This is a genomic window from Vibrio sp. KUL80 (assembly GCF_059725495.1).
On sequence record NZ_AP045841.1, the window covers coordinates 2,378,519 to 2,390,894 of the forward strand.

Below are 12,376 nucleotides of genomic sequence, written 5' to 3' on the forward strand. Positions count from 1 at the left end.
GGAGTTCATAAATTCTGTATGAGAGAAAAACAAAAAGCCTCTTGCGCGATAATTCACCACAAGAGGCTTTTTTAATTTGGCGTGTTTTGTGTTACGAAAGGGTTAACTAATTACATCAAGGTTAATGTACTTGCCTAGGTCTCGTTTCTTGCAGCCTGGGACGTAAGGCACCTCACCAAGCTTTGGAGCGTCTATCGCGCCTTCCAGCATTTCGATGATCTCAGCGTAATGCTCGACGCCCGGATTGACGCGGTTAGCTACCCAACCAACAAGCTCAAGACCATCTGCCTTAATCGCTTCGGCCGTCAACATCGCATGACTCAAACAACCAAGCTTAATACCCACGACGAGAACGACAGGTAACTTTTCTTGTTTCACCCAAGTAGAAAGGCAATCATCTTTTGATACTGGTACTCGCCAACCACCTGCGCCTTCGACCAATACAAAATCACTGTTCTGTTTGTGTTGCTCAAGTAAATTGGAGAGAACGTCGTATTTGAGCTCTACGTTGTCCGCTATTGCCGCGATATGAGGTGACGCAGGCAAAGATAACGCATACGGGTTAACGAGATCATAATCAACTTCCTGGTTTGCTGCTGCTTGCAAATGCAATGCGTCCGAGTTACGCCAACCTTCGGGAGTTTTCTCACTGCCTGCAGCTACAGGCTTATAACCTATGGTCTTTTTTCCTTGTGCACCAACAGCACTTAATATCGCTTTTGATACAACGGTTTTCCCAACTTCAGTATCCGTACCTGCAATAAATAGTGCTTTCATCATAATGCAACTGACCCTAAACAAATTTGATAACTGGCTGGTAGTAAGCCGTTCTGGTTTTCGTACCTCTTGTATTCCAGCTCGAGCTTCTTCAATGAGCGTCGGCTGGTACACCCTTTGGAACGACCTTCTACATGAGTCGCACCAATTCCTTTTAGGTCTTTCATCAAACCAAAAGCAGTCTCATACCACATAACTATTTTCGGCAAGTCTAGTTGATGGTCGATGCACTCAGATTGCGCTAACGCAATTTTTACCTGATTGAGCGAGGTAAAGTCGTTGACATGTTGATATGCATCAATTTTGCTCCACGACCGCTTTAGCTCCTCCAGTGAGCCATCGAGCAAGGTAGAAAAATGCACTCTACCGCCGGGTTTTGTCACGCGCTTCATTTCTACTAGCGGCACGGCTAAGTCATTGCACCACTGCAGCGCTAAGCTCGATATCACAATATCAAACGTACTGTTTTCAAATGGAAGAGCCTCAGCATCTGCGACTTGATAGCTGACATTTTCACTACCACAGCGACTTTTCGCTACACTGAGCATCTCGCTCGATAAGTCCGCGCACACCACCTTGGCTCCCCGCGCTAATAGGACTTGCGAACAATAACCCGTACCGCAACCTAAATCGAGAATGCGATGGCCTTTTAAATCACTGGGTAATAACGCCAATAAACGGTCTGCGACTCGGCGCTGCAGCTCAGCATGTTGGTCGTACTGTTTTGCAGCCCGGCCAAACGATTCTGATATTGCTACCTTATTGGTCTGATGATCCGTGAGATTTGCTAATACCTCAGACATTTAGCATCCCTCCGAATGTCGTTTTAAACTGGTGGCTAGCTGCTCTACAGCCTCAATGTCATGTGCCGCGGATAATGTAATTCGCAGTCGCGCCGATCCTTTAGGTACCGTAGGTGGGCGAATGGCTGTCGTCCAAATCTGGTCTTGCTTCAATGCATTGCACAGCCTAAGCACATGCTCCTCACCGCCAACAAGCCACGGTTTTATCGGCGTTTGAGTTGAGATATAACCAGGAGCACTCTGCAGTATTTCGTCATACACAGCGCCCAACTCGCTGAGCTTTTCTCTGCGCCAATGTTGGGTTTGAGTCATCTCGATCGCTTTCGTGATTGCCACAGCATGAGCCGCAGAAAACGCGGTTGAATAGACATAGTGGCGGGCAAATTGGGTAAGATACTCTTTCATCTCTTTGGAGCACAAGATAGCGGCCCCATTAAGTCCAAACGCTTTTCCAAACGTCACCACGAGAATATCCACGCGCTGAGCTGTGCAGCCTATCGCGCCATTTCCCTGCTCACCGATCACACCAAGACCATGAGCATCATCGATCATAGATAGAGCACCCGCTTGTTGGCACGCAGAAATAAAAGTGTCTAGATCGGCGATATCACCATCCATGCTAAACACGCTCTCAGTAACCGCCATCGTTGGCTTGTCCGTCTGTAGCAGAGTTGCAAGGTGGTCATTATCGCAGTGGCGGTAGCGCTTCATGTCAGCATCACAAAGCGCTCCTGCTTCCATCAGTGATGCATGGTTTAGCCGGTCTTGAATCAGTAAGTCACCCTTTTTGAGCAGCGCGAAGACAGCGGCTTGATTGGCCGCAAACCCTGAAGAGAAAAACAGAGCGCCCTCATAGCCAAGCCACTCCGTCAGAGCTAACTCTAAGCTGTGGTGTTGGTTGGAGTAGCCAGTCACTAGAGGAGACGCTCCACTACCCACTCCAAGTTCACTGACCGCTCGCTGATAGCAGGATCTAAGCTCATCACTCGATGCCAAACCAAGGTAATCATTGGAAGAGAAGTTATGAAAACGTTGACCATTGTTTTGGAAAACCGGTTGATTTCCCCCTTCCAACGTCTGCACAGAGCGAAAAAGATCGTTCTGCTTTCTATCATCGAGTGCTTGGCGGATTCGTTTGTTAAACGCTAGCGTCATAAAACATATCGTCTTTCGTCGGGCGCGCTGCCACTCGGCTGACCACCTGATCTAAAAGATCGTTTTCATGCACCTCATCCGGTTTTTGCGAGGTTTCTTCTCGGTTGATGCCGAGTTTCTTAAACAGCTGAAGATCTTTATCTTCATCCGGGTTAGGTGTGGTGAGAAGCTTACAGCCATAGAACACTGAGTTAGCACCGGCCATGAAACACAGCGCCTGCATTTGTTCGTTCATATTCTCGCGTCCGGCAGACAGTCGCACCGCAGATTTAGGCATCATGATTCGAGCGATGGCAATTAGGCGGATAAAATCAAAAGGCTCAACATCATCAACCTCTTCTAGTGGTGTGCCTTTAACTTTGACAAGCATATTGATAGGCACACTCTCAGGCTGAACTGGGAGGTTAGCAAGCTCCATCAACAAGCCGGCTCGGTCGTTAGCACTTTCACCCATACCAATAATGCCACCTGAGCAGATTTTCATGCCTGCGTCACGAACATGGCTCAATGTATCCAGCCTATCTTGGTAAGTACGGGTGGTAATGATATTGCCGTAGAACTCTGGAGAGGTATCAAGGTTGTGGTTGTAGTAATCAAGACCTGCATCTGCAAGGTGTGTTGCTTGCTCAGGCGTTAGCATACCAAGCGTCATGCAGGTCTCTAACCCCATCTCTTTAACACCCTTAATCATGTCAGTCAGCAAAGGCATATCGCGCTCTTTTGGGTTCTTCCATGCAGCACCCATACAGAAACGTGTTGAACCTGCATTCTTGGCTTTTTGAGCCGCATCTAGAACGCGCTCGACTTCCATCAGACGCTCTGCTTCAACGTCCGTTTTGTAGCGCGCACTCTGTGGGCAGTACTTACAATCTTCAGGGCAGGCACCCGTTTTGATAGATAACAGGGTGCTAACTTGAACATGGTTGGTTTGCTGATGTTGGCGGTGTACGGTTTGCGCCTCGAACAATAGATCCATAAAAGGCTTGTTCATCAGCTCTTGCACTTCGGCATGCGTCCAATCGTGTCGTACTTCCACAGTTAATTCCTTTGCTCTCATTGTTTTTAGTCTTGGCTAGTGTACCGACAAGCGATACACTGTCAACACCGACCACAAGCACAAGTTTACACTTGTTTATTTTTTGAGCGATTACATTTCATGGATTTAGACTTCGACCGAAAACACATCTGGCATCCCTACACTTCTACTCTCAACCCGCTTAGCTGCTATCCTTTAGTCTCTGCAAAAGGTGTCCACCTAACTCTCGAAAACGGCTCAGAGCTGGTGGATGGCATGTCATCATGGTGGTCTACCATCCATGGGTACAACCACCCTAAGCTGAACGAGGCACTCCAATCCCAGAGTGAAAAAATGTCTCATGTTATGTTCGGTGGCATCACCCACCAGCCAGCGATTGATGTGAGCAAAAAGCTGCTTGAGTTAGCGCCAAGCAATATGGAGCATATTTTTCTCGCCGATTCAGGCTCAGTGGCGGTTGAAGTCTCGTTAAAAATGGCGCTGCAATACTGGCATGCTCGTGGGGAGCGTCGACCTAAGTTTCTAACGTTGAGCCACGGCTATCATGGCGATACCTTTGCGGCAATGTCAGTGACTGACCCAAACAACTCGATGCACAGTCTTTACAAGGGCTTTTTGCCAGAGCATATCTTCGCGGCATCACCAAAGGTAGGCTTTTGGGATGAGTGGAATGAAAGTGACATCGATGACTTCAAAAGTAAGATTGCAGCCCATCATTCAGAGGTTGCTGCCGTGATCCTCGAACCGATCGTCCAAGGTGCAGGAGGAATGCGTCTATACCACCCGAATTTTCTAAAGCGCGTGAGAGAGCTGTGTGATCAATACGGTGTGCTGCTTATTCTTGACGAAATCGCCACAGGTTTTGGTCGCACCGGCAAGCTATTTGCCTGTGAACATGCACAAGTTCAGCCTGATATAATGTGCGTTGGCAAAGCCTTAACAGGTGGCTACATGACATTGTCGGCAACATTAACCAGTAAGCACGTCGCAGATACGGTTTGTGGTGGCGAAGCGGGTTGTTTCATGCATGGTCCAACCTTTATGGGAAATCCATTAGCCTGTGCCGTTGCAAGTGCCAGTTTGGATATTGTGGCGAGTGGTGATTGGCAGTCACAGGTAACAAGCATAGAGTCGCTATTTTCAGAGCTCCTTCCTAAGTTAACCCGCTTTTCCAACGTGAAAGATGTACGCTGGTTAGGCGCAATCGGTGTGGTAGAAACGCATACCGCGGTTAACATGGAAACTATCCAAAAGCACTTTGTCGAACAAGGCGTTTGGATCCGCCCGTTTGGCAAGCTCATCTACATGATGCCGCCGTACATCAGTCAGCCCGAGCATATTGAGAAGCTGGTTAGGGCTATCGAGACGGCTCTCGATAATGAAAGCTGCTTTAGTTGATGTAAAAAAGCTCGGCATCGCCGAGCTTTTAGAACCGTTAGCAGCAATCATTAGCCGATGTGTGTTGCGCCACCCATGTACTTCTGAAGTGCTGTTGGAATTGCGATACGACCGTCAGCTTCCTGATTGTTCTCAAGAATAGCGACCATAGTACGACCCACTGCAAGACCAGAACCGTTTAGCGTGTGAACAAGCTCAGGCTTCTTCTCACCTTTACGACGGAAACGTGCTTGCATACGACGAGCTTGGAAATCCCACATGTTTGAGCAAGAAGAGATCTCACGGTATGTCTCTTGTGCTGGAACCCAGACCTCAAGGTCGTAAGTCTTACGAGCACCGAAGCCCATGTCACCAGTACAAAGTACGACTTTGCGGTATGGAAGCTCTAGCAACTGAAGAACTTTCTCAGCATGACCTGTTAGTTCTTCTAGTGCGTCCATTGAATCTTCTGGCTTAGTGATCTGAACAAGCTCAACCTTATCAAACTGGTGCATACGGATAAGACCACGCGTATCACGACCGTAAGAACCCGCTTCTGAACGGAAACATGGTGTGTGAGCCGTCATCTTAAGTGGCAGGTCTGCCTCTTCAGAGATAGTGTCACGAACAAGGTTAGTCACCGGCACTTCAGCTGTAGGGATAAGAGACAGTTTACGTGGCTCCTCATCGCTTGCTTTTTCTGTCAGTGGCTCTGTGTGGAACAGATCTTTACCAAACTTAGGTAGCTGACCTGTACCAAATAGGCTGTCAGAGTTCACTAGGTAAGGTACGTACATCTCGGTGTAGCCGTGCTCTTCAGTGTGAAGATCAAGCATAAACTGTGCGATCGCACGGTGTAGACGAGCGAACTGACCTTTCATAACGATGAAACGCGCACCCGTGATCTTAGTCGCGCTAGCGAAATCTAGACCATCGCCCATTTCACCAAGGTCAACATGATCCTTAACCTCGAAGTCATAAGTTTTAGGCTCGCCCCAACGAGAAATTTCTACGTTGTCGTTCTCATCTTTACCTTGTGGTACATCATCCGCAGGCAGGTTTGGAACAGAAAGCGTGATGTCTTCAAGTTGAGCCATTACCGCCGTTAGCTCTTCTTTCTTCGCTTCAAGATCGCTACCTAGGGTACCGATCTGCTTTTTGATCTCTTCAGCGCCTTCTTTGTCGCCTGCAGCCATCTTCTGACCGATCTGCTTAGAAATGGAGTTACGCGTGGATTGTAAATTCTCAACTTCTACTTGAATCGACTTACGTTGCTCTTCAAGTTTACCGATAGTTTCTACGTCTAGCTTAAAGCCACGACGCGCTAGTTTTTCAGCTGTTTCATCCAGCTCTGTACGAAGTAATTTAGAATCCAGCATTGCCAATCCTATGCTTTTTAGTTGTGAATAGCTCTGCAACTGATTAATTTCCAATCAGTTGCAGATATTGATTTGTTAACCGAGTAAAGATAACGAAAAGCCACTACTTTTCATAGCGCTTTTGTGGGCTTTTTGCGTCTAAATCCGCCAGATAATCTAACTTTTCGCCAATTTTGGTTTCGAGCCCGCGATTTGTCGGTTCGTAGTAGCGAGTTCCTGTCATTTCTGGTGGCAGATAACGCTCTCCGGCCGCGTACGCGCCCGGCTCATCATGGGCATAGCGATACTCAGCGCCGTACCCCATATCTTTCATCAAGGACGTAGGGGCGTTTCTCAAATGAGGCGGCACTTCATACTCTGGAAGATTATGGGCATCTCGCAGGGCTTGCTTCCACGCCGTGTAAACTGCATTGCTCTTTGGTGCACACGCAAGGTAGACAATCGCTTGTGCGATAGCGCGCTCACCTTCGGCAGGACCAACTCGAGTGAAACAGTCCCATGCGGATAACGCAACTTGCATTGCTCTTGGATCCGCATTGCCGACATCTTCTGATGCTATCGCTAATAACCGTCTCGCGATATACAAAGGGTCGCAGCCTGCCGCTATCATTCTTGCAGACCAATACAGAGCAGCATCTGGGTTTGAGCCACGAATAGACTTGTGAACCGCAGAAATTAGGTCGTACCAGATGTCGCCTTTGTTGTCGAAGCGATTAACTTTCTCTCCGGCGACTTCAGCAAGTAACGGCAACGTAATGTCTTTCTCACCAGCCTCGTTTTCTTCTGCCATGTCGTAGAGCAGTTCAAGGTAGTTCAACGACATCCTTGCATCGCCATTGACCAACTCAGCAAGGCGCTCGAGGACATTGTCATGGAAGGTCGCAGCGACACTGCCTAAACCTCGCTGTTCATCGTTTTTAGCTTGTTCAAGGACAAGCAGAATATCTGAGGTATCGAGAGAGGTGAGCTTATACACCCTTGCGCGAGAAAGCAGTGCGTTGTTGAGTTCAAACGATGGATTCTCTGTTGTCGCACCAATAAAGGTAACCGTGCCATCCTCAATGTGGGGTAAGAAGGCATCTTGCTGGCTTTTGTTAAAGCGATGTACCTCGTCAACAAACAAAATAGTGCGCTTACCCGCTAGCTTATTTTCGCGAGCACGCTCTATCGCAGCGCGGATCTCTTTAACGCCAGAGGTAACCGCTGACACCCTTTCGACTTCAGCGTTAGCGTAATTTGCGGCAACTTCCGCCAAGGTCGTCTTACCCGTACCAGGCGGTCCCCATAAGATCATTGAATGCAGTTGCCCTGCCTCTAACGCCCGTCTTAAAGGTTTACCCACACCTAGAATATGTTGCTGACCAATATATTGTTCAACCGTTTCTGGGCGCATTCTAGCAGCAAGGGGACGAAAATCTTCGTCCCCTGAAAAGTCAAAACTGAAATTACTCACAATAACGTCCTAACGACACGTCTTAACGACTTAGTTGCGCTGATCATCGATCTCAACACCATCAGGAATGACAAACGTGAATCTGTCTGAAGCGGGTTTGCCGACTTTAATGTTATCGAACACAAAGGTGCCTTTTTGACCGTCTTGTTCAATCACATTGAAGCCGTGAACGATGCCTTTGCTATCGATATTAATTTGAAACTGCCCTTGAGTTGAGTCTACGGCTGTTGGGACCAATGTGAATACATCGCCTTTTTGGTTCACGCTGTAGTTGTCCCAATCACTGGCACGATTACGCGTCAGCAAAACAAATGGCGTCTGCTCGGTGGCTTGCTCTTGGTTGTAGATACTAACCTGCTCGATGAACGGGCTGTAATACCATAGATTTTGCCCATCCGAGACTAAGACATTTTCATCTGGCAAGGTTGTCACCCAGCGAAACATGCTTGGGCGTGAGATCTCAACATTGCCTTCTCCTTCCATCACCACATCCCCATCTGGGCTGGTCACTTCCTGAGTAAAGGTCGCGCTAAAACCATCATTTAGTTGAAGCCTCTCACTAAGCTCCTGTTGCGGCGTTGCAAGAGCTGAAAAACTCATTGCTGTTACAGTTAACATCGCTGCATTAACCCATTTCTTCATTTGATTTCCTCTTACCTCTTAAGGCGAATCGAAATTATTCTTTTGGTGGCGCGGGTGCCAGTACTTCGCGGTTACCATTGTGACCAGGGGCACTCACAATACCTTGTGCTTCTAGCTGTTCGACAATGCGAGCTGCGCGGTTATAACCAATTTTGAATCGACGCTGAACTCCAGAAACCGAGCCACGGCGAGACTGCACTACATGTTCGACAACTTGATCGAACAATGGGTCCATTTCTTCATCGCCTTCCATCTTTTCACCTGGTAGCAATGTCTCGGGAGACTGCTCACCATTGGTAATTTCTTCAATATAGTTCGGCTTGCCGCGCGCTTTCCAGTTATTCACAACAGCATGCACGTCATCATCAGACGCAAACGCACCGTGTACGCGAATGGTATGACTCGAGCCTGGTGGGAGATACAACATATCACCCATACCTAGGAGTGACTCAGCACCGCCTTGGTCAAGAATGGTGCGCGAGTCTGTCTTGGTCGAAACGGTGAACGCCACACGCGTTGGGATGTTCGCTTTAATCAGACCTGTGATGACATCAACCGATGGACGTTGAGTTGCTAGGATCAAGTGAATACCCGCAGCACGTGCTTTTTGCGCCAAGCGAGCAATCAGCTCTTCGACCTTCTTACCAACTACCATCATCAAGTCGGCAAACTCATCAACCACCACAACAATGTATGGCAGTTTCTCAAGTAATGGCGGTTCTGGATCCATACTGTCGCCCTCTTGCCATAGAGGATCGTGAATAGGATGTCCCGCTTCTGCAGCCATCTTCAGCTTGTCGTTGAAGCCTTTGATATTACGAACGCCAAGTGCTGACATTAGCTTGTAACGACGCTCCATCTCACCCACACACCAACGAAGTGCGTTCGAGGCATCTTTCATGTCAGTAACGACTTCCGACAACAGATGAGGAATACCTTCGTAGATGGAGAGCTCCAACATTTTCGGGTCGATCATGATAAAGCGCACGTCATCAGGTGTTGCTTTGTAAAGCATACTTAAGATCATGACGTTAACGCCAACCGACTTACCAGAACCTGTTGTACCAGCAACCAGTACGTGCGGCATTTTCGATAGATCCGCGACCACCGCTTCACCAGCAATATCCTGACCTAGCACAACTGTGGTTGGTGATTTTGAATCGATAAACGCTTGACTGCCAACTACATCAGAGAAGAATACCGTCTGACGGGTCATATTCGGCAGCTCTAGACCCACATATGGCTTGCCGGGGATCACCTCTACGACACGAACTGCCATTGCAGACAGTGAACGTGCGAGGTCCATAGATAGGCCCGAGATTCGACTCACTTTAACACCTGGCGCAAGGTCAAGTTCAAAACGAGTAATGACAGGGCCAGGGAAAATGTCCACCACTTCCGCTTTGATCTTGTAGTCTGCTAACTTGGATTCAACCAATCGCGCGATATTTTCCAGTGCTTCACGGTCGATAAAGTTCTCACGTTTCTCTGGGTGATAAAGCAGCTCTAGGGTTGGCATTGGCTCAGCAGGTTTTGGCAGGTTCGCCTCTTGCTGTACCAAGAACGGGTTCATCTTCGCCACTTGTGCTTTTTGAGCGTCCGCAACCATGTTTTGGAACGCTTCAACATCCTGATCGACAGGTGCTGGCGTTTCAACCACTTCGTTGTCAGCATCGGCTTCCAACGCTGCGAAATCTACGGTCGGTTCAATATGAGTGGTTTCAGGTTCAACCTCTAATTCGCTATTGTCTATCCAAGGAGGAGTTATGTCCTCAACCTCTTCAAACACCTCAATTTTCTGCTGCGGTCGCTCTGGCATGTTTTCTGCAGCAAAAGTGGCTGGTTCTACGCTATTAATCGGCTCTGGCTCAGCGCTAAATCTTGGCTCAGCAAAAGTGGGGTCGATTACTGGCTCTTCGCTCGCAGTCATCGCCGCTACAGGTGTTATCGCAGTCATCGAGGCCGTACCAGTGGTAACTGGCACTTCAGGTTCACTTTCCTGATTTGCATAGTCATCGCTAAAGCGAGCTGCATTTTCAAGCTCTTCAATCGTCGCACCAAGCTGACGGGTGCGCTCAATTTGAGGCTCTTCAGGTTGCACTGTTTTTTGTGGCTGTATAGAAGCTGGAGTGACAGGTTCGACTTCCGTCTGTATTGGTGCCTGCTGTGGCGCTTCTTCAACATATTGAAGCTCTGAAGACGGTGCTTCCTCTTCAGGTCGCGCAAACAAAGGATCGTACGCATCATTATTTTCAAATGAATGGCCTTCAACTGAGTGTTCTGCGACTGAAGCGCCTGGCACTGACTCAGGCACATGAATGTTGTACTGCTTCTTAGCTTTAGGCTGTGTGTCTTCTACTACACTGTCTGCGCTAAAGCGCGGCAGTTCGTCTGCATCATCCGCTTCTTGATCCACTAAGACAGGCTCATAGACCTCTTCTTTAGTGCCTCGAACCTTATTGACGATCGCAGCGCTCAATGACAGAACACTATCACCGATCCACTCAACGATACGTAACCACGAAATACCGGTGAGCAAAGTAAATCCTGCTCCCCAAAGAAATAACAAGACTAAAGTCGTGCCAAGGACATTGAGCGTGGGTAAAGACAAGCTCGTTAACACGTCACCAATCACACCGCCTGACGAGAAATACCAAATATCATCAAAGTTGATATCGGCGAGACCGCAACTGGTAAGAATAAGAACCGTTAGCCCAAGCAGACGCGTGCCCCAGATCATCAAATCTATCTGATCATCTTCATCACGATTGCGAAAGAACACCCAAGCGCTAAAGGCAGTAATGAAGGGAATTGGGTATGCCAAAGAGCCAAAAACAAAAAATAGGGTATCTGCTAGCCAGGCTCCAACAAAGCCACCAGCGTTTTGGATGTCACCGCCCCAGGATGTTTGTGACCAAGATGGGTCCGCTGGGCTAAAGGTGAATAAGGCGACAGCCAAAAGAATAGAGGTAAGGACAGCTAAGATGAAACAACACTCTCTTAGCCGTTGAAATCCATTTAGGCGATTTGCCTGAGGCTCTTCGCTCGTCTTTATAATTGTTTCGACTCTTTTTTTGTCCTGTTTGAACATAACCAACATCTATTTATTGAAAACAGTCCGAGCGGCATAAGCCGCTCGGTGTATTCATTGATTTAACCACAATGAGGATTAAAACCCAATCTGACTGGAGAATAAAGCATGCTTTATCATAACTTTAGTCAACTTCTTGTCAGACTTGGAAGCGCCGTCTCTAGCGCGTTTTAATCACAAGCTGGTTAGTTTGCTTCACTTCTTCCATTACCACATAGGTACGTGTGTCATTCACACCTGGAAGACGAAGCAAAGTATCCCCTAAGAGTTTACGATACGCACTCATATCCGACACCCTTGTTTTCAAAAGATAGTCGAAATCACCTGACACAAGGTGACATTCTTGAATGTCGTCTAGCTTTTGTACCGCTGTATTGAACTGTTCAAATACATCTGGCGCTCCACGGTTCAATGTAATCTCTACGAATACAAGTAGCGAAGCATCTAAGTACTGCGGATTTAAGAGTGCAGTGTAGCCCGTAATATAACCCTGTCTCTCCAAACGACGCACACGCTCTAGACACGGTGTAGGCGATAGCCCTACGCGTTTCGAGAGTTCGACGTTTGAAATACGACCATCTTTTTGCAACTCATTGAGGATGTTGCGATCAATACGGTCTAGTTCCTTGGACGGCTTCTTATAGTTGTCTGCCATTTTTTATT

The 12,376-nt window shown here is 47.9% G+C and carries 10 protein-coding genes; 1 reads left to right on the plus strand and 9 read right to left on the minus strand.

Translation table 11 applies throughout. The features are described 5' to 3' along the window. Positions 1-102: 102 nt before the first annotated feature. The 4 genes from bioD to bioB are packed head-to-tail and all read right to left on the minus strand — an operon-like array spanning position 103 to position 3,771. Positions 103-780, minus strand: a complete 678-nt coding sequence (bioD, locus tag AC6I8U_RS10940) for a dethiobiotin synthase (RefSeq protein ID WP_498016878.1) — start codon at positions 778-780, stop codon at positions 103-105. Beyond that, on the minus strand, positions 777-1,580 hold the full coding sequence (gene bioC, locus AC6I8U_RS10945; protein ID WP_498016879.1) for a malonyl-ACP O-methyltransferase BioC: 804 nt from the start codon (positions 1,578-1,580) through the stop codon (positions 777-779). Before bioC ends, bioD begins: the two co-directional genes overlap by 4 nt. Continuing rightward, positions 1,581-2,735, minus strand: a complete 1,155-nt coding sequence (locus tag AC6I8U_RS10950) for an 8-amino-7-oxononanoate synthase (protein WP_498016880.1) — start codon at positions 2,733-2,735, stop codon at positions 1,581-1,583. Further along, positions 2,719-3,771, minus strand: a complete 1,053-nt coding sequence (gene bioB, locus AC6I8U_RS10955; RefSeq protein ID WP_042474355.1) for a biotin synthase BioB — start codon at positions 3,769-3,771, stop codon at positions 2,719-2,721. The genes AC6I8U_RS10950 and bioB overlap by 17 nt, the downstream gene beginning before the upstream one ends. Before the next feature lie 120 nt (positions 3,772-3,891). Between bioB and bioA the strand changes: the two genes are divergently transcribed. Then, a complete protein-coding gene (gene bioA, locus AC6I8U_RS10960; protein WP_498016881.1) occupies positions 3,892-5,169 on the plus strand; it encodes an adenosylmethionine--8-amino-7-oxononanoate transaminase in 1,278 nt (425 codons plus the stop codon). Between the two features lie 50 nt (positions 5,170-5,219). Here the strand turns inward: bioA and serS are convergent, their stop codons facing one another. The 5 genes from serS to lrp all read right to left on the minus strand — a co-directional run bounded on the left by serS (position 5,220) and on the right by lrp (position 12,368). Then, a complete protein-coding gene (gene serS, locus AC6I8U_RS10965; RefSeq protein ID WP_498016882.1) occupies positions 5,220-6,527 on the minus strand; it encodes a serine--tRNA ligase in 1,308 nt (435 codons plus the stop codon). A gap of 103 nt (positions 6,528-6,630) precedes the next feature. Further along, on the minus strand, positions 6,631-7,980 hold the full coding sequence (locus AC6I8U_RS10970; RefSeq protein WP_252014030.1) for a replication-associated recombination protein A: 1,350 nt from the start codon (positions 7,978-7,980) through the stop codon (positions 6,631-6,633). Positions 7,981-8,010: 30 nt separating this feature from the next. Beyond that, the gene (lolA, locus tag AC6I8U_RS10975; protein ID WP_234494112.1) at positions 8,011-8,622 is read right to left on the minus strand and encodes an outer membrane lipoprotein periplasmic chaperone LolA; all 612 of its coding nucleotides are present in this window, start codon (positions 8,620-8,622) and stop codon (positions 8,011-8,013) included. 34 nt (positions 8,623-8,656) lie between these two features. Then, positions 8,657-11,713 (minus strand): DNA translocase FtsK, encoded by a 3,057-nt coding sequence (locus AC6I8U_RS10980; protein ID WP_498016883.1) that lies wholly within the window; start codon positions 11,711-11,713, stop codon positions 8,657-8,659. Positions 11,714-11,873: 160 nt separating this feature from the next. Next, positions 11,874-12,368: a leucine-responsive transcriptional regulator Lrp gene (gene lrp / locus AC6I8U_RS10985; protein WP_042474348.1), complete on the minus strand. Its 495-nt coding sequence runs from the start codon at positions 12,366-12,368 to the stop codon at positions 11,874-11,876. Positions 12,369-12,376 lie beyond the last annotated feature (8 nt).

Coding starts and splice junctions, on each gene's coding strand:
- bioD (WP_498016878.1), bottom strand. CDS start 780: ATGATGAAAGCACTATTTATTGCAGGTACGGATACTGAAGTTGGGAAA.
- bioC (WP_498016879.1), bottom strand. CDS start 1,580: ATGTCTGAGGTATTAGCAAATCTCACGGATCATCAGACCAATAAGGTA.
- AC6I8U_RS10950 (WP_498016880.1), bottom strand. CDS start 2,735: ATGACGCTAGCGTTTAACAAACGAATCCGCCAAGCACTCGATGATAGA.
- bioA (WP_498016881.1), top strand. CDS start 3,892: ATGGATTTAGACTTCGACCGAAAACACATCTGGCATCCCTACACTTCT.
- serS (WP_498016882.1), bottom strand. CDS start 6,527: ATGCTGGATTCTAAATTACTTCGTACAGAGCTGGATGAAACAGCTGAA.
- lolA (WP_234494112.1), bottom strand. CDS start 8,622: ATGAAGAAATGGGTTAATGCAGCGATGTTAACTGTAACAGCAATGAGT.
- AC6I8U_RS10980 (WP_498016883.1), bottom strand. CDS start 11,713: ATGTTCAAACAGGACAAAAAAAGAGTCGAAACAATTATAAAGACGAGC.
- lrp (WP_042474348.1), bottom strand. CDS start 12,368: ATGGCAGACAACTATAAGAAGCCGTCCAAGGAACTAGACCGTATTGAT.